Origin of the sequence: Streptococcus sp. X13SY08, from assembly GCF_001182825.2 — a bacterium.
Taxonomy (GTDB): Bacteria; Bacillota; Bacilli; order Lactobacillales; family Streptococcaceae; genus Streptococcus.
Genome location: NZ_LFYO02000001.1, coordinates 21,837 through 38,739 on the forward strand (window position 1 = coordinate 21,837; position 16,903 = coordinate 38,739).

At 39.0% G+C, this 16,903-nt stretch carries 16 protein-coding genes and 3 pseudogenes; 14 read left to right on the forward strand and 5 right to left on the reverse strand.

From position 1 onward, the window contains the following. Window positions 1-184: 184 nt before the first annotated feature. Window positions 185-1,740: pseudogene (locus AEX56_RS00120) on the reverse strand (ATP-binding cassette domain-containing protein). Window positions 1,741-1,809: 69 nt separating this feature from the next. Then, a complete protein-coding gene (locus AEX56_RS00125; protein WP_049617432.1) occupies window positions 1,810-2,682 on the reverse strand; it encodes a YitT family protein in 873 nt (290 codons plus the stop codon). 368 nt (window positions 2,683-3,050) lie between these two features. On the opposite strand from AEX56_RS00125, the pseudogene AEX56_RS00130 reads away from it, so the two are divergent. The 4 genes and pseudogenes from AEX56_RS00130 (at window position 3,051) to guaB (ending at window position 7,721) form a co-directional block, all read left to right on the forward strand. Beyond that, a pseudogene (locus AEX56_RS00130) lies at window positions 3,051-3,618 on the forward strand (GNAT family N-acetyltransferase). A 32-nt stretch (window positions 3,619-3,650) separates the two neighbouring features. Next, window positions 3,651-4,673 carry a tryptophan--tRNA ligase gene (trpS, locus tag AEX56_RS00135; RefSeq protein ID WP_049617433.1) on the forward strand — a complete coding sequence of 341 codons (1,023 nt, stop codon included), beginning with the start codon at window positions 3,651-3,653 and terminating at the stop codon, window positions 4,671-4,673. A gap of 45 nt (window positions 4,674-4,718) precedes the next feature. Then, on the forward strand, window positions 4,719-6,008 hold the full coding sequence (locus tag AEX56_RS00140) for a metallophosphoesterase (protein ID WP_082326121.1): 1,290 nt from the start codon (window positions 4,719-4,721) through the stop codon (window positions 6,006-6,008). Window positions 6,009-6,239: 231 nt separating this feature from the next. Then, on the forward strand, window positions 6,240-7,721 hold the full coding sequence (gene guaB / locus AEX56_RS00145) for an IMP dehydrogenase (protein WP_049617435.1): 1,482 nt from the start codon (window positions 6,240-6,242) through the stop codon (window positions 7,719-7,721). A 38-nt stretch (window positions 7,722-7,759) separates the two neighbouring features. On the opposite strand, the gene recF is transcribed toward guaB, so the two are convergent. Continuing rightward, the gene (gene recF, locus AEX56_RS00150; RefSeq protein WP_049617436.1) at window positions 7,760-8,851 is read right to left on the reverse strand and encodes a DNA replication/repair protein RecF; all 1,092 of its coding nucleotides are present in this window, start codon (window positions 8,849-8,851) and stop codon (window positions 7,760-7,762) included. A gap of 2 nt (window positions 8,852-8,853) precedes the next feature. Then, a complete protein-coding gene (yaaA, locus tag AEX56_RS00155) occupies window positions 8,854-9,237 on the reverse strand; it encodes a S4 domain-containing protein YaaA (protein WP_049617437.1) in 384 nt (127 codons plus the stop codon). 74 nt (window positions 9,238-9,311) lie between these two features. Between yaaA and AEX56_RS08700 the strand changes: the two genes are divergently transcribed. The 10 genes and pseudogenes from AEX56_RS08700 to AEX56_RS00200 all read left to right on the forward strand — a co-directional run bounded on the left by AEX56_RS08700 (window position 9,312) and on the right by AEX56_RS00200 (window position 16,231). Next, window positions 9,312-9,710 carry a hypothetical protein gene (locus tag AEX56_RS08700; protein WP_053093880.1) on the forward strand — a complete coding sequence of 133 codons (399 nt, stop codon included), beginning with the start codon at window positions 9,312-9,314 and terminating at the stop codon, window positions 9,708-9,710. 26 nt (window positions 9,711-9,736) lie between these two features. After that, window positions 9,737-10,552, forward strand: coding sequence for a M16 family metallopeptidase (locus AEX56_RS00165; RefSeq protein WP_236682925.1), 816 nt, complete (start codon window positions 9,737-9,739; stop codon window positions 10,550-10,552). Next, a pseudogene (gene yfmH / locus AEX56_RS00170) lies at window positions 10,458-11,686 on the forward strand (EF-P 5-aminopentanol modification-associated protein YfmH). The gene AEX56_RS00165 and the pseudogene yfmH overlap by 95 nt, the downstream one beginning before the upstream one ends. Window positions 11,687-11,768: 82 nt before the next feature. Next, window positions 11,769-12,305, forward strand: a complete 537-nt coding sequence (locus AEX56_RS00175; RefSeq protein WP_236682926.1) for a helix-turn-helix domain-containing protein — start codon at window positions 11,769-11,771, stop codon at window positions 12,303-12,305. Further along, the gene (locus AEX56_RS08705; protein ID WP_236682927.1) at window positions 12,253-12,558 is read left to right on the forward strand and encodes a hypothetical protein; all 306 of its coding nucleotides are present in this window, start codon (window positions 12,253-12,255) and stop codon (window positions 12,556-12,558) included. Before AEX56_RS00175 ends, AEX56_RS08705 begins: the two co-directional genes overlap by 53 nt. Before the next feature lie 9 nt (window positions 12,559-12,567). Further along, on the forward strand, window positions 12,568-13,107 hold the full coding sequence (gene pgsA / locus AEX56_RS00180) for a CDP-diacylglycerol--glycerol-3-phosphate 3-phosphatidyltransferase (protein WP_049617438.1): 540 nt from the start codon (window positions 12,568-12,570) through the stop codon (window positions 13,105-13,107). Then, window positions 13,107-13,943, forward strand: a complete 837-nt coding sequence (locus tag AEX56_RS00185; RefSeq protein ID WP_049617439.1) for an energy-coupling factor ABC transporter ATP-binding protein — start codon at window positions 13,107-13,109, stop codon at window positions 13,941-13,943. Before pgsA ends, AEX56_RS00185 begins: the two co-directional genes overlap by 1 nt. After that, a complete protein-coding gene (locus AEX56_RS00190) occupies window positions 13,919-14,761 on the forward strand; it encodes an energy-coupling factor transporter ATPase (RefSeq protein ID WP_049617440.1) in 843 nt (280 codons plus the stop codon). Before AEX56_RS00185 ends, AEX56_RS00190 begins: the two co-directional genes overlap by 25 nt. Further along, window positions 14,754-15,566, forward strand: a complete 813-nt coding sequence (locus AEX56_RS00195) for an energy-coupling factor transporter transmembrane component T family protein (RefSeq protein WP_049617441.1) — start codon at window positions 14,754-14,756, stop codon at window positions 15,564-15,566. Before AEX56_RS00190 ends, AEX56_RS00195 begins: the two co-directional genes overlap by 8 nt. A gap of 113 nt (window positions 15,567-15,679) precedes the next feature. Further along, complete coding sequence (locus AEX56_RS00200) at window positions 15,680-16,231, forward strand: LysM peptidoglycan-binding domain-containing protein (protein ID WP_082326122.1); 552 nt, start codon at window positions 15,680-15,682, stop codon at window positions 16,229-16,231. A gap of 45 nt (window positions 16,232-16,276) precedes the next feature. Here the strand turns inward: AEX56_RS00200 and AEX56_RS00205 are convergent, their stop codons facing one another. Next, a complete protein-coding gene (locus tag AEX56_RS00205; RefSeq protein ID WP_049617443.1) occupies window positions 16,277-16,840 on the reverse strand; it encodes a histidine phosphatase family protein in 564 nt (187 codons plus the stop codon). Window positions 16,841-16,903: the final 63 nt, after the last annotated feature.

Genomic DNA, 16,903 nt, shown 5'->3' on the forward strand with positions numbered 1-16,903 from the left:
TCGTTTCTGATACTGATTATAGAAATTGCTATCCAGACAATTCTATTAATTGATTGCAGTTTTCATTTTATTCTCTTCTAAAAGAGTGATTGCTTTTTAAAGATTAAATTTACTAGTATTGTAAAGTAATAGAAAATTTCTGTCAACTTAAGAAAAAGAAAAAGACGAAAATTCGTCTTTTATCTTATTTCCATAATTCTTGCACTTTTGCTTGTACTTGATCATTTTCTAAGAATTCATCATAGGTTTCATCAATTCGGTCAATGACACCGTTTTTTGAGATGACAACAATGTGATTGGCAAGTGTTTGGATAAATTCATGGTCATGGCTGGCAAAGATAATTGATTCTTTGAAAGCTTTGAGACCGTCATTAAGACTTGAAATAGATTCCAAATCTAAGTGATTAGTTGGATCGTCGAGTACTAACACGTTTGATTTCAAGAGCATAAGTTTAGAGAGCATAACGCGGACTTTCTCGCCCCCTGAAAGAACGTTAACAGGTTTGTTAACCTCATCACCAGAGAAGAGCATGCGACCCAAGAAACCACGCAAGAAAGTATTGTCATCTTCTTCCTTAGCAGCAAATTGACGGAGCCAGTCGAGAATTGATTCCCCACTTGCAAAGTCAGCGCTGTTATCTTTCGGAAGATAAGATTGACTAGTTGTGACACCCCACTTGACAGTTCCTTCGTAAGGAATTTCTCCCATGATAGCACGGATGAGTGCAGTAGTTTGGATGTCATTTTGTCCAATAAGAGCCGTCTTATCACCTGGACGGAGAATAAAGCTGATGTTTTCTAAAATCGTTTCGCCATCGATAACAACTTTCAAATCTTCTACACGAAGTAAGTCATTTCCGATTTCACGTTCCGCTTTAAAGTTGATAAATGGATATTTACGGCTTGATGGAACGATCTCTTCCAATTCAATTTTGTCCAACATTTTCTTACGAGAAGTGGCTTGTTTGGATTTAGAAGCGTTGGCAGAGAAACGTGCAACGAACTCTTGCAATTCTTTGATTTTTTCTTCAGCCTTGGCATTACGGTCAGCTTGTAAGCGAGCAGCCAATTCAGAAGATTGTTTCCAGAAGTCATAATTACCAACGAAGAGTTTGATTTTACCAAAGTCTAAGTCAGCCATGTGCGTACACACTTTATTGAGGAAGTGACGGTCATGGGATACAACGATAACGGTATTGTCAAAGTCAATCAAGAAATTTTCAAGCCAAGTGATGGATTGGATGTCAAGACCGTTGGTTGGCTCGTCGAGAAGAAGGACATCCGGTTTACCAAAGAGGGCTTTAGCAAGGAGGACCTTAACCTTGTCACCATTTGCCAATTCATTCATATTTTGGCAGTGAAGATCTTCGCGAATTCGCCTTCAAGTTCGGCAGCACGAACACCATCCTCATCAGTGAAATCTTCCTTCATGTAGATAGCATCTTTTTCTTTCATGATGTTGTAGAGAGTCTCATTTCCCATGATAACAACATCAATCACGCGCTCATCTTCATAGTCGAAGTGGTTTTGGCGAAGAACAGATAAGCGCTCATCAGGACCAAGTGAAACATGGCCTGTTGATGGTTCAATATCACCTGCTAGGATTTTAAGGAAAGTAGATTTACCAGCACCATTGGCACCGATAAGACCATAAGTATTGCCTGATGTAAATTTAATGTTGACATCATCGAAAAGTTTGCGGTCACTAAAACGTAGGGATACGTCTGAAACTGTTAGCACGATTGGTTACCTCTTGTCTTTAGTCTATCTTTTTATTGTACTAGAAAATGGCTGATATTTCAATGAAAACTACATTGGAATCAAGATATCATCATCAATATGGCTGTGGTCTTTGTGGAGGCTAAAGCCACGTCCACGAACTTGAGTGGCTGGCATGATGACCATAAAGGCTGTTTCATCTATAGAAATAATTTCTTGCTCGATGATTTGTACTTCTTGTCGAGAAACAGTTGTCATCAGCATTCGCTTCTCACTACCAGTATAACCACCTACAACGGGTAGTTCGGTGACGCCACGATCAGCAATCTTAGTAATGTATTCCTTAATAGCCACATGCTTTTTGGAAATAATCAACATATTACGTGATGAATCGGATCCAGCCATCATCAGATTTGTAATATAAGTGATGCATAGCAGAGCGATAATCGAATACATGACTGTATCAGGATCAAAAGCCACAAAACCAATGACAACAATTATCCCGTCTATGATACCAATTAAGATTCCAAGGGAAATAGGGGTGTATTTATTTAATATTTGAACAACAATTCCTGTCCCACCAGTTGATGAATTTCCCAAGAAAACTAAGCCAATACCAAAACCAAGAATTACTCCTCCAAAAATCGCAGCAAGAAGAGGATTATGTGTAAAGGTTGGCAACATATCTGTCAAGCTGATGAAAACAGGGTAAATCCAAGCACCATAGAGTGTTCGGATTAAGGTAGATCGACCAAGTAATACCCAGCAGAGAATCAGCAGAGGGACATTGGCAAAGAGGACAAAGTTGGAAGGATTCCAACCAAGTAAAGCCTTCATGCTAATGGCTAGTCCCCCTACACCTCCTGAAGCAATATTATTTTCCACGAACATAGTATTGAAACCAATGGCAGCAATTAGGGCGCCAAGGGTCACAAATGCGTAATCCTTTAGTTTATTATTCATTATTATACTCATTTCTAAAAAAATTCGACTACATATTATCGCTAAAAGAAAGGCACTTGTCAAGTCGGAAATAACTTGACTTTTTTAGGTAAAAATCATACAATAAAAAAGATTATACTTATCCTTATTTTAAGAGAGCTGACGGTCGCTGTAAGTTAGTAATAGGTGAGTTGAAATGGGCTGATGTTCCACGTGAAACAAACACATAAGTTTTAGGTTTGACACTCCTTATCGTGTTTTAAAGATGACAGAATTGTAAACTTATTGTAAACACCTGTCAACTGAGGTGGTACCGCGTAGTGATACACTCATGCCCTCATGCTATTTAAGCATGGGGATTTTTGTTTATTAAAGAAGAAAGGGGCTATATGGAAAATACTTTTCAAAAATTAAATCGGTATCGTGTCATTGAAACAGATAGACTTTTACTTCGTCCAGTAACACTAGCTGATGCTGAGGAAATGTTTGCTTACGCTTCGGATGAAGAGAATGTCCGCTGGACATTTGTGGCGAATCAATCTCTTGAAGAAACAAAAAATATTATTGCTAGTATTTACCTTGCTAGTCCACTGGGGGCGTTGGGGAATAGAACTGAAGGGGGCTGGAGCATTTATTGGTACGATTGACATGCATAATTTGAAAGAAGATGTTGGTCGTGCGGAATTTGGGTATACTTTAGATAAGCGTTATTGGAATCAAGGGTATATGACAGAAGTTGCTACAGCATTTGTGAAGTTCTTTTTTGAGGAATTTGAAATGAATTGCTTGGTTGCACGGCATGATAAAGATAATCCAGCTTCTGGTCGTGTCATGCAAAAAGTTGGCATGGTGTTTAGTCATGAAGAGCCCTATGCTAAGCGCGATAAAAAAGAGCTAGAACGTATGGTGACCATGGTGCATTACGTGGTGACAAAAGAAGATTATTTTAAAGATTGACAATGTTGTCAATTAATTGTAAAGGAGAAAATATGACAAAACCAATTATTTTAACAGGGGATCGTCCTACAGGGAAGTTGCACTTAGGGCATTACGTGGGGAGTTTGAAAAATCGTGTTATCCTACAAGATGAAAAGAAATATGATATGTTCGTTTTCTTAGCAGATCAGCAAGCACTGACAGATCACGCCAAAGAAGCGGCGCAAATCAAGGAATCTATTGGCAATGTTGCTCTGGACTATTTGTCAGTTGGTCTAGATCCTAGTCAATCCACTATTTTTATCCAAAGTCAAATTCCAGAATTAGCCGAATTAACCATGTACTATCTCAATTTGGTTTCTGTTGCTCGTTTAGAACGTAACCCAACGGTTAAAACAGAGATTGCTCAAAAAGGATTTGGCGAATCTATTCCATCTGGTTTCTTAGTTTATCCAGTGTCGCAAGCGGCTGATATTACAGCTTTTAAGGCGAATCTTGTCCCAGTTGGAAATGATCAAAAACCGATGATTGAGCAGACGCGTGAAATTGCACGCAGTTTCAACCATACCTATAATTGTGATGTACTGGTAGAACCTGAAGGTATTTATCCTGAAAATGAAGGAACTGGACGTTTACCGGGCTTAGATGGTAATGCCAAAATGTCCAAATCGCTTGGAAATGGTATTTATCTATCTGATGATGCAGATACGGTTCGTAAAAAAGTGATGAGCGTGTATACAGATCCGAATCATATCCGTGTCGAAGATCCAGGTCAGATTGAAGGGAATATGGTTTTCCATTATCTGGATATTTTTGGTCGCGAGGAAGATCAATCAGACATTGCAGCTATGAAAGAACATTACCAACGTGGTGGACTTGGAGATGTGAAAACCAAGCGTTACTTACTAGAAATCTTAGAACGAGAATTAGCTCCGATTCGTGAGCGTCGTTTGGAATATGCTAAGGATATGGGTCAAGTATTTTCAATGCTTGAGAAAGGTAGCGAAAAAGCACGAGCTGTTGCGGGACAAACACTTTCAGAAGTGAAGGCAGCAATGGGGATCAATTATTTTTAAAAGGAGTATTGGGATAGATTTGATACTATCCCATCTTTTGCAATCATGAGAAAAAGAATTCAGTTAGTGACCATCTTATTAATTGGTATTTCATTGATGGCTTTCCTTTTTCTAAAAAGAGAAGCGGAGCGGGAGCAGTTATTTGCGACAGTTAGTAGTAATGATAAACTACTTTCAATAGTCTTAGCGACAGATTTACACTATCTGTCAAGTGATTTGACAGATAAAGGGAGCTATTTTTCTGACATGGTTGACTATGCTGATGGGAAAAATATGTACTATATTGAAGAAATTACAGACAGTTTTGTGGATGAAATGATTGCTTTAAAGCCTGAAATTCTCATATTGAGTGGGGACTTAACTTTTAATGGGGAAAAAGAAAGTCACTTGGATTTAAAGAGAAAACTTGACCGTATCCAGAAAAAAGGAACACAGATTTTTGTAATTCCGGGAAATCATGACATTGAACGTTCCAGTGCAGCTAGTTTTTTCGGAGATGATTTTCAGTTGGTGGCTACCTTGTCAAAAAAACAGTTCGCAGAATTATATAAAGAATTTGGTTTACAGCAATCTTTACAAAAAGATGACAATTCCTTGTCTTATATTTATGAAGCAAGAAAGGACACTTGGCTACTTTTGGTAGATTCTAATAGTGACAAGGAAAACGAATTATCTGTTGGAACACTTCATTGGATGGAAGATATATTGAAGCAAGCAGAGAAAAAGGGAGTAAAGGTCATTTCTGTCACCCATCAAAATATTTTAGTGCACCATCCAAACTTTACACGAGGTTTCCAACTTAATCAAGCTAGTCAACTAAAGGACATCTTTAAAGATTCTCCTGTTTTGCTCAATCTGAGTGGACATATTCATATTCAGCATATTGAGAAAGAAGTAATTCCTGAAATTTTGACGACTTCATTAGCTGTATCCCCTCATCAATATGGTGTTATAGAATATGATGGTAAGGAAATGTCTTACGATGTACAACCTCTGTCTATTGACAGACGGGCGAAGGAAAATGGAGCAAAGGATCCAAAATTGCTGAATTTTAGCCAGTCTTCAAGAGATTTTATGATTCAAGTTGCTAAGCATAAGGCAGAACAATTTATTAAAGAGGATACTCTCTCAAAAAAAGATGAGGATTTACTATGCGATACATTTGCTCAGGTTAACGCAGATTATTTTGCAGGAAATACTATTGATCAAGAAAAATATGCTGACGGTATTGCTTTGTGGTCCCAACAAGAAAACAAATTTTTCAATTCTTATTTGGATGTAGTCTTATCTGCAAATACTCAAAACCAGCACAGCTATTCGATACAAGTACCTTAAATATCATCGAATATTAAAAAAAGGAAAACGTTTTTAATAAGGTAAAAAAAGAATGAATAATTAATATTTCAACAAAAACATTCTGTTTTAAAAAAGATGCTGTTTTAAATATTCTGACTATAAGTTTTTTGTTCGGAAATCCACTCATTTTTATTGACAAATATTTTCAAAATGTTATCATATATAAAATATAAATCACCCAAGTATGAGGGAAGAAAAGAGGAATAATCAATGTCAAATTGGGACACTAAATTTTTGAAAAAAGGCTTTACATTTGATGATGTTTTGCTGATTCCAGCGGAAAGTCATGTTCTTCCAAACGAAGTTAATTTACAAACAAAGTTGGCTAAAAATTTGACCCTCAACATCCCTATTATTACTGCAGCCATGGATACTGTAACAGATAGCAAAATGGCGATTGCGATTGCGCGTGCGGGTGGCCTTGGTGTGGTTCACAAAAACATGTCTATCGCCGATCAAGCAGAAGAGGTTCGTAAGGTAAAACGTTCAGAAAACGGTGTAATCATTGATCCATTCTTCTTGACACCAGAGCAAAAGGTTTACGAAGCAGAAGAATTAATGCAGCGCTACCGTATCTCAGGTGTTCCAATTGTGGACACGCTTGCTAATCGTAAATTGGTTGGGATTATCACGAACCGTGATATGCGCTTCATTTCAAACTACGATTATCTGATTTCAGATCATATGACCAGTGAAAAATTAGTGACAGCTCCTGTTGGCACAGACTTGGAAACAGCGGAGCGTATTCTTCACGAACATCGTATTGAAAAGTTACCTTTGGTAGATAGTAATGGTCGTTTATCAGGGTTGATTACGATTAAAGATATTGAAAAGGTTATTGAATTCCCGCATGCTGCAAAAGACGAATTTGGTCGTCTCTTAGTAGCTGGTGCCGTGGGAGTTACTTCTGACACCTTTGAGCGTGCAGAAGCACTCTTTGAAGCTGGTGCGGATGCTATTGTCATTGATACAGCTCATGGTCATTCAGCGGGAGTTCTTCGTAAAATCGCAGAAATTCGTGCTCACTTCCCAGATCGCACACTGATTGCTGGAAATATTGCGACAGCGGAAGGTGCGCGTGCGCTCTATGATGCTGGTGTAGATGTGGTTAAAGTCGGGATTGGTCCAGGTTCCATCTGTACAACTCGTGTTATCGCAGGTGTTGGTGTTCCGCAAGTGACAGCTATCTACGATGCAGCAGCAGTTGCTCGTGAATATGGCAAAACCATCATTGCCGATGGTGGTATTAAATATTCAGGTGATATTGTTAAGGCTTTGGCAGCTGGTGGAAATGCTGTTATGCTTGGCTCTATGTTTGCTGGAACAGACGAAGCACCAGGTGAAACCGAGATTTACCAAGGTCGTAAATTCAAGACTTACCGTGGTATGGGATCTATCGCTGCCATGAAAAAAGGTTCAAGTGACCGTTATTTCCAAGGTTCTGTCAATGAAGCCAATAAATTGGTTCCAGAAGGAATTGAGGGCCGTGTAGCTTACAAAGGTGCAGCAGCTGATATCGTCTTCCAAATGCTTGGGGGAATTCGCTCGGGTATGGGATATGTCGGTGCCGCAAACTTGCAAGAGCTACACGATAATGCTCAATTTATCGAAATGTCTGGTGCAGGTTTGAAAGAAAGTCATCCACATGATGTCCAAATTACCAACGAAGCACCAAATTATTCAGCACATTAAAAAGAGGCGCTTTGCGTCTCTTTTTCTTTACAAGTTTGTCAATCTATTGTCAACTTTCCGGTATCAATATGGAAAATTTTCAAGTCCTCAGGTAAGTTGTGGAGGTGTTCTAAGGTTGTAGTCGTAATAAAGGTTTGAATTTTATCAGAGATCGTTTCCAGTAATTTTACTTGGCGATAATTGTCTAATTCGCTCATGACATCATCTAGTAATAAAATGGGATATTCGCGAGTAACTTCTTTCATTAGTTCGATTTCGGCTAATTTTAGTGACAGAACTAAGCTACGATGTTGACCTTGACTACCATAATGAGCATTCATATCATTAATGAAAAATTGCAAGTCATCACGATGGGGGCCTACACCTGTATTCTTTTTGAACAAATCACGTTTACGACTTCTTTGCAACTCTGTCAAAAAACTGTCAACTAGGTTGTCAGTTTTTGTAAAGTCTATTGATGACTGATAAGATAAGGAAAGTGCTTCAGATAGATGTGAAATCTCAGCATGCTTGTCTCGTGCGAAGCTTTCAAGTTTCTTAAGAAAGTCTAATCTATGCTCAATAACTTTACTGCCATATTCTGCCAATTGTAAATCTAAAACGGATAGGAAATCCTCATCGACGCTAATAGCTTGTTTAAGATAGGTATTACGCTGCTTCAAAACATGATTATAAGTGGATAAATCAGAAAGATAAATGGGTTTCATCTGTCCTAGTTCTACATCAATAAACTTACGGCGAAGAGCGGGTACCCCTTTGATGAGCTGTAAATCTTCAGGTGCAAATAGAACCACATTCATATGACCAATATAGTCTGACAGACGATTTTGCTTGAGGTGGTTGACTTTGGTTGTCCGACCTTTTTCTGTTAATTCAATATCAAGTGGCAATTTACTGGTTGTCCGATGAACGATACCATGTACAGCAAGCGTCTTTGAAGCAAAATGAATTAAATATTTGTCTGTGCGTGTTCGATGACTTCGCGTCAAAGCTAGAAAGTAAATACTTTCTAGAATATTGGTCTTTCCTTGAGCATTTTTTCCAAGAAAAATATTGAGACCATTGTGGAATGTGACAGTTAAGTCTTGATAATTACGAAAGTGTTGGAGTCTTAATTCTTCGATCCACATGTCTAGGCACCAGGAAAGCGCACAGGTTGCTTCTTATCTTTTTGGCCATTTTTTTGTTTTTTTGCTAATTGCGGAGCTTGCTTCTTATTGTTTTTGTTCATCTTTTTGACGAGAGCAGCAACGCGTTCTTTTTCAGCTTGGTCTTCCTGATGTTCTTTGATTTCTTCTTGACTTGGCGCTACTAATTGAATGGTTAAGCCTTGTGCTGGTAGAGTAATTTCATCTCCTATGCGTAGCTTTTTGCCACGGCGGTTTTCATCTTCCCCATTAAATAAAACAGTATTTTCAGCTAAAAATCCTTTGACTGCTCCACCGGAAGAAATGACGCCGACATTTTTTAGTAAAGCTTGTAATGTGATAAATTCATCAAATAATTTGTATTCCATAAGTCACCTCGTTAGGGAATATTATAACACAAAATGGTATAATGTAGTTTACAATGTTTGAAAGAGGGATAGAAATGAAGCTGCAGGAGGGAGTTCATCTCCATTTTATTTCAACAGATAAGTTTACAACCAATCAGATAAAGTTGCGATTTGCAGCACCTATGGACGAAAAGACGGTTGCTGGTCGTGTTTTAGCGGCTAATATGCTAGAAATGGGAAATCAACATTTTCCCAGTCAGCAAGCTATTCGTAAGCATATGGCTAGTTTGTACGGAGCAAGTTTTTCGACCAGTATTTCACGTTGTGGAGCTGTTCACTTGGTAGATGTGACCTTGTCTTATATCAATAAAAAACATCTATTAGATCAAGAAGATCTGACTAGTCAGATCTTGGAATTTTTAGAGGCTACGCTTTTCAAACCTTTGATCGAAAAAGACGGATTTGTTCCTCACACCATGCAGATTTGGAGTTGAATCGCCTTTTCTTTATAGATAAATCTTTGCAGATTCCAAGAGTGTCCACTGTTGGATTGGCTCAAGAAGAAACTGCTGAAACTGCCTATAAAGCGCTACAGGATATGTTGCGTTTTGATAGAATCGATATCTTTGTTATGGGGCAAGTGGACAGGGAATTGGTGAGCGCGCGTTTTGAGAACTTCAAATTTTCCTATCGTAATCCTAAATTAGAGTTTGAGTACAACCAAGGTTTTGCAAGTGTTTTACAGGAAAGGGCTGAGCGAAAAGAAGCGAACCAGTCCATTTTAGAGTTGGCTTATCATTTACAGGTTGTTTACAACGATGTCAATTATCCTGCTCTTTTGATTTTAAACGGTATTCTAGGAGCTTTTTCGCATTCAAAACTATTTGTTAATGTCCGGGAAAAAGAAGGTCTAGCCTACACTGTTGGGACACAAATCAACATTCTCTCAGGTTTACTAAGAGTTTACGCTGGAATTGACAAGGATAAACGGTTGACAGTCCTTAAAGCCATTCAGCGAGAAGTTCGCAAAATTAAGAGTGGTCAAATATCAGACCAAGAGCTTGAAATGACTAAGAAAATGCTACTACATGCTGTTCAAGTAGCAGAAGATAAGGGACGAAATTTGGTTGAGACAACTTACCATCAAGAATTACTGGGACCGCGGTTTTTGAATAAAGAGAAGTTTACAGAAGCAATCCTTGCTGTGACCAAAGAAGATGTAAGAACAAAATGTTCGTGGAATACTGGAAAAAAAGACTTATACCTATCTAGAAGACACTCTCTATCAAGCTGTTCTCTCGAACGGATTGCGTCTCTATTTGTTTCCAAAAACTGATTTTTCAGAAACCTGTGGGATATTAACGGCGGATTTTGGTGCTCTGGATACGACTTTTAAAGTAGTAGGGGATAAGGAATTTTCTACCTATCCCGCTGGTATTGCTCATTTTTTGGAACACAAATTATTTGAGCAAGAGGGTGGAGAAGATGCTATGACAGCATTTTCTAAGATTGGTGCCAGTATCAATGCTTATACAGGTTTTTATCAAACTTCATATCTGTTTTCAACGACTGAAAATGTAAAAGAAGCTCTGCAATTACTCCAAGAATTTGTGGGACAAGCTCATTTCTCAGAAGAGTCAGTAGAGAGAGAAAAGGACATAATTCAACAGGAAATTGATATGTATCAAGATGACCCCGATTATCGTCTCTATACTGAAATTTTAGCTAGTCTATATCCTCAGACGCCTCTTGCACAGGACATTGCGGGAACGGTAGACTCCATTAAAGAGATAAGCGTACAGGCTTTAACAGAGAATTACGACGCATTTTACCGTCCTCAACACATGTCTCTTTTTTTAATTGGAAATTTTGGTGCTGAAGAAGTATGGCGGGATTTACTGGAACGAAATCAGCCTGTGAACGAGGTGAGTGAGCCGCAGATTGAGCGGCAGCCTATGTATGCAGAAGATATATTAGCTCATCGCAAGATACATCTGGATGTGGCATCGCCTAAGCTGGCTATCGGTTTAGCTGGTCGAGATGTGATTGCCTCGGAAGAGCTTCTCAGGTTTATCAGACACTGTATGAAGCTGGAAAAATTGATTCTTCATTTTCTCTTCATTTGGAGGTTCATTCGGCTTGCCACTTTATGGTGATGACTTTGGATACCAAGGAGCCAATTGCAGTATGCAACCTTGTCCGAAAAGCTATTCGTGATTTTGAAAATAGTCCAGATATGACAGAAGAGCATCTCGAGTTGCTCAAAAAAGAGGCATATGGTGACTTTATCCGTAGTCTCAATTCCCTAGAAGCAACCGCAAGTCAATTTGTTGCCCAGCAAGCTGAGGGACAGTCCATGTTTGATCTGCCTTCTCTCTTGAAAAATTTGAATTTACAAGATATCTTAGAGGCAGGGCATCGTTTTATTAACAACTGTGATATGACAGATTTTACAATTTTTCCAAAATAATAGAAACTAGTCATCGAATTTTTACGGAAAATCTGTTAAAATATTGTATTGAATTGTATGAAAAAATAAGAAAGGGGTCTTCATGAGGCAAAAAAGTATCGGAGAAGTTCTAAAAACTGCGCGTGAGAGTCAAGGTTTATCCTTAGATCAATTGCAGCGGATGACAAAAATTCAAGTCAAATATTTGCAGGCTTTGGAATATAATGATTTTGAATTTATTCCTGACCAAGCCTACACCCGCTCTTTTCTTCAGCGCTACGCAGAAACATTGGAGTTGGATGCAGCAGTATTGTTAGATGCTTATGATCATCATCGGTTAGTAGTATATTATGAAGCTGGTGAGGAAGCCAATGTTGATGTTGAACGGAGTCGTCGTAAAAAGACCAAACAAAAAAAAGGCTCTGTTTTACCCCTCATTTATCTTTTGTTGGCAGCAAGTTTTATCCTAATTTTTGTGACCTATGTCGTTTACAGCCGGGTTCAAAATCAAGCGCGTTTACCAAAAATCTCTAGTTCTTATCAAGTGGTTCCTCAAACCACCAGTTCGAGCGCCATCAGCAGGGCAGTTGACAGTCTCTGGAAGTGGCAATCAATTGCTTGCCAACCTGACAGGAAATAATGGGGCGACAGAAGTTACACTAACGGTTACTGATGTGACAAGCTGGATTAGTCTGGCGGAGACAGATTTGGCAGGAGGAGTTGTCTTATCACCTGAAAATAAAACAGTTACAACAAGTATACCAGAAGGGGTTTCTAGCACGGCCATCACTCTAGGAGTCGTAAAGGGAGTTGACATAACTGTCAATGGTCAAAAACTAGATATCTCTGGATTGACGGCAGAAACAGCCACAATCAACTTGACAATCGAGTAAAGGAATATCATGAAAAAAGAAAATATACCAAATGCCTTAACCCTGGGAAGGATTTTGATTATTCCCATTTTTATCCTTATGCTAACACTTTGGAATAACTTGGGAGTCCATGCTGTAGCAGCTCTTCTCTTTGCCTTGGCTAGTGCCACTGATTATTTAGATGGTTATCTCGCTCGCAAATGGAAAGTTGTGACGAATTTTGGTAAATTTGCCGATCCGATGGCAGACAAAATTTTGGTGATGACGGCTTTCATTATGTTAGTGGAGCTCGGTTTTGCTCCTGCGTGGGTTGTAGCTATCATTATCTGCCGTGAGTTAGCAGTCACAGGGCTTCGCTTGCTTTTAGTGGAAAATGGTGGAATGGTTCTTGCAGCGGCAATGCCAGGTAAAATTAAAACTTTTTCACAAATGTTTGCCATTATTTTCCTTCTATTGCACTGGACAATCCTTGGTCAAATTACTCTTTATATCGCGCTTTTTTTCACCCTTTACTCAGGTTATGATTATTTTAAAGGCGCGCCTTATCTATTTAAAGACATTTTTAGCTAATGAAAAATATTATCGAAGTAAAAAACTTATTTTACAAATATGAGGCGAATGCGCAAGAGTATACGCTTAAGGATGTTTCGTTTCACGTGAAACAGGGTGAGTGGCTGTCAATTATCGGTCACAATGGTTCTGGAAAATCAACAACTGTTCGCTTGATTGATGGACTCTTAGAAGCTGAGTCAGGCAATATCATCATCTCTGGTGAGGAATTGACTCATGAAAATATCTGGGAAAAACGACATCAGATTGGTATGGTATTTCAAAATCCAGATAACCAGTTTGTCGGAGCAACTGTGGAAGATGATGTAGCCTTTGGTTTAGAAAATCAGGGAATTCCATTGGAAGAAATGCGCCAGCGTGTTCAAGAAGCTTTGGAATTGGTGGGTATGGCGGACTTTAAGACTCGTGAACCTGCACGCTTATCAGGAGGTCAAAAACAACGTGTGGCTATCGCGGGAGTTGTTGCTTTACGCCCACAGATTATTATTCTAGACGAAGCAACCAGCATGCTGGATTCTGAGGGTCGTTTAGAACTTATTCGTATTGTTAAAGAAATTAAGGACCAACATGGAATGACGGTTATTTCCATTACTCATGATTTGGATGAGGTTGCACTGAGTGACCGTGTCATTGTCATGAAAAAAGGGGAAGTAGAGTCCAGTAGCTCTCCAGCAGAACTCTTTATGCGCAAGGATTTGGGACAATTGGGCTTGGATGAACCTTTTACAACAGATTTGGCAGATCGCCTACGTCAGGAAGGTTTTGATATACCGCTCTGCTATTTTACAGAAGAGGAACTAGAAGAAAAATTATGGGAATTACTCTCCAACAAGTAAGTTACACCTATCAAGCTGGCACGCCTTTTGAGGGACGTGCGCTTTTGGGGGTGGACTTATCAATTGTGGATGGCCCTTACACGGCGTTAATCGGGCATACTGGTTCTGGGAAGTCAACGATTTTACAGTTATTGAATGGTCTGAATGTACCAACTTCGGGCACAGTGGTGATTGATGAGACGGTCATTACGTCAGACTCTGTCAATAAAGATATCAAACAAGTTCGTAAAAAAGTTGGTCTGGTTTTCCAATTTCCTGAAAGCCAAGTTTTTGATGAGACTGTACTACGCGACGTAGCATTTGGTCCACTAAATTTTGGTGTTTCAAAGGAAGAAGCCGAAAAGATTGCACGTCAGAAATTGGAGTTAGTAGGCATTTCAGAAGACCTATTTGAGCGTAGTCCTTTTGAGCTATCAGGCGGGCAAATGCGCCGTGTGGCTATTGCAGGCATTTTGGCTATGGAGCCTAATGTTCTAGTTTTGGACGAGCCAACCGCTGGTCTTGATCCGGCAGGCCGTAAGGAATTGATGGCTATTTTTAAACAATTGCATGAAATGGGGATGACCATCGTCTTGGTGACACATTTGATGGATGATGTGGCAGATTTCGCAGATTTTGTCTATGTCTTGGAAAATGGAAGGGTTGTTTTATCTGGTTCTCCTAGAGAGATTTTCCAAGAAGTTGGTTTTTTAGAAGAGATTCAATTGGGGGTCCCTAAAATTACTAAGTTTGCTGCTAATTTGGAACGACGTGGTTTTGTCTTTGATCGCTTGCCGACTACTATGGAAGAATTGATGGAGGTAATTGGTCATGGATAGATTGATTTTAGGTCGATATATTCCTGGGGATTCACCCGTTCATAAACTAGATCCGCGTAGTAAGTTGCTGGCTATGTTTATCTTTCTTTTGATTATTTTCTGGGCCAACAACGCAGTGACCAATCTTTTATTGTTAGTTTTTGTTATAAGTTTGGTTTTCTTGTCAAAGATAAAATTTTCGTTCTTTATCAACGGATTGAAACCTATGTTGGGAATTATCCTCTTTACAACTTTTTTCCAGCTCTTTTTCGCTGGTGGTGCGACAGTTTTATGGCAATTTTGGATTTTCAAATTGACAGTTGAGGGGATTGGACAAGCAGCTATCATTTGTATGCGCTTTGTTTTGATTATTTTCTTTTCAACGCTTTTGACTTTGACGACTACTCCTCTTAGTTTGGCGGATGGTGTCGAATCTGGGCTAGCTCCTCTTCGTGTTCTAAAAGTTCCCGTCCATGAAATTGGGCTTATGTTTTCAATGAGTTTGCGTTTTGTCCCAACTTTGATGGATGATACCACACGGATTATGAATGCGCAACGAGCGCGTGGTGTGGATTTTGGGGAAGGAAATATCGTTCAAAAAGTCAAAGCGGTAATTCCCATCTTGATTCCCTTGTTTGCTTCGAGTTTTAAACGAGCAGAGGCTCTTGCTACAGCTATGGAAGCTCGTGGATATCAGGGTGGAGATGGTCGAAGTAAGTACCGTGTGCTTAAATGGAAACAGTCCGATACTATCGCTATTTTGGTTATGATACTAATCGGGATTGCTCTATTTTTCTTAAAAACAACTGCTAAAACGCCAATTTAGGCGTTTTTTATTGTCCAATTTCAATCTATTTGTAATATTTGTCATAGTTTCACAAAGTAAAAGTAATAAAAAGGGAGTATGATGGATTCTAGTTGAAAGAAAGGACTTTTATCATGAAAATTTCACAAATGAAAACTTTGATTGCTACTACTGTGGCAGCAAGTGCTATCATTTTTGCTGGTGTTGCCAGCGCCGAAACCTATACTGTAAAATCGGGAGATACACTTTCTGAATTGGCAGTCACTTTTGAAACAACGGTTGATGCAATTGCCACTGAAAATAAAATTCAAGACGCTAATCTTATCTATGTTGGTCAAGTATTAGAAATCAACGAAGATGGCACTGCTGGCGCAGCGGCTCCTGCAGCCGAGGCAGCAACTGCACCTGTATCAGAACCAGCTCCAACTCCAGCAGCTTCTACATATGCTTCAAACTTGAATGTTTCTGAGGCAGCAGCTAAGGAAGAAATTGCTCGTCGTGAATCTGGTGGCTCTTATACAGCACAAAACGGTCAATATTATGGTCGTTACCAATTAACCAATACTTACTTGAATGGTGATTATTCAGCTGAAAACCAAGAACGGGTAGCAGATGCCTATGTGGCAAATCGTTACGTATCTTGGTCAGCAGCACTTGCTTTTTGGAATGCAAACGGCTGGTATTAAGAAAATAAAAAGCTTTCAGTTAAACTGAAAGCTTTTTTTCATTATCTAAAGAGGAATTTCATTGATTGACAAGAGTGTCAAGTTATCAAAGCCTAGGCGGATAATATAAGGAAAGATACGCTTGATTTTGTTGAAATCAGCTAGGCCAAAATTTGGACTATAAAAGTTGAGGATAGTTGACAGGGCTGTTCCATGTGTCCCAATGACAATCGTTTGTTGCCTATATACCTGTAAAATTTTTTCAAGAGTCTTTATGTTGCGCTCTTGAACTTGTTGTAAGGATTCCCCTCCAGGAAGATGATAAGAAAAATCAAGCCACTGCTTTTCTGTAAAACCTGTAAAGTCCTCAATCCAGCTATCAGTGATTTTTCGTTCTCTTAAATCATCTATTTGAACAATCTCTTTTTCAAAAAAATGAGCTAGTGGCGAAATGGTATCAATTGAACGCTTATAAGGCCTTGAAAAGAATAAATTAATGGGAATAGTGGTGAAAAGGTTTACAAGGTTTTGACTATCTTGTAAACCTTTTGGAGTTAGCTCACGCGAAAAATCATCATGATTTTCATAATTTGGTTCTGCATGTCTGATAAAATAAACGCTTGTTACCATGACTATTCTCCAAATATTTCTTGTGCTAAACGTCGTCCAGTTGGTGTTGCACAAACCAAGCCC

What these genes read in the sequence shown, in the direction of transcription:
- AEX56_RS00125 (WP_049617432.1), bottom strand. Translation starts at nt 2,682, where the DNA reads ATGAATAATAAACTAAAGGATTACGCATTTGTGACCCTTGGCGCCCTA.
- trpS (WP_049617433.1), top strand. Translation starts at nt 3,651, where the DNA reads ATGACAAAACCAATTATTTTAACAGGGGATCGTCCTACAGGGAAGTTG.
- AEX56_RS00140 (WP_082326121.1), top strand. Translation starts at nt 4,719, where the DNA reads ATGAGAAAAAGAATTCAGTTAGTGACCATCTTATTAATTGGTATTTCA.
- guaB (WP_049617435.1), top strand. Translation starts at nt 6,240, where the DNA reads ATGTCAAATTGGGACACTAAATTTTTGAAAAAAGGCTTTACATTTGAT.
- recF (WP_049617436.1), bottom strand. Translation starts at nt 8,851, where the DNA reads ATGTGGATCGAAGAATTAAGACTCCAACACTTTCGTAATTATCAAGAC.
- yaaA (WP_049617437.1), bottom strand. Translation starts at nt 9,237, where the DNA reads ATGGAATACAAATTATTTGATGAATTTATCACATTACAAGCTTTACTA.
- AEX56_RS08700 (WP_053093880.1), top strand. Translation starts at nt 9,312, where the DNA reads ATGAAGCTGCAGGAGGGAGTTCATCTCCATTTTATTTCAACAGATAAG.
- AEX56_RS00175 (WP_236682926.1), top strand. Translation starts at nt 11,769, where the DNA reads ATGAGGCAAAAAAGTATCGGAGAAGTTCTAAAAACTGCGCGTGAGAGT.
- pgsA (WP_049617438.1), top strand. Translation starts at nt 12,568, where the DNA reads ATGAAAAAAGAAAATATACCAAATGCCTTAACCCTGGGAAGGATTTTG.
- AEX56_RS00185 (WP_049617439.1), top strand. Translation starts at nt 13,107, where the DNA reads ATGAAAAATATTATCGAAGTAAAAAACTTATTTTACAAATATGAGGCG.
- AEX56_RS00190 (WP_049617440.1), top strand. Translation starts at nt 13,919, where the DNA reads ATGGGAATTACTCTCCAACAAGTAAGTTACACCTATCAAGCTGGCACG.
- AEX56_RS00195 (WP_049617441.1), top strand. Translation starts at nt 14,754, where the DNA reads ATGGATAGATTGATTTTAGGTCGATATATTCCTGGGGATTCACCCGTT.
- AEX56_RS00200 (WP_082326122.1), top strand. Translation starts at nt 15,680, where the DNA reads ATGAAAATTTCACAAATGAAAACTTTGATTGCTACTACTGTGGCAGCA.
- AEX56_RS00205 (WP_049617443.1), bottom strand. Translation starts at nt 16,840, where the DNA reads ATGGTAACAAGCGTTTATTTTATCAGACATGCAGAACCAAATTATGAA.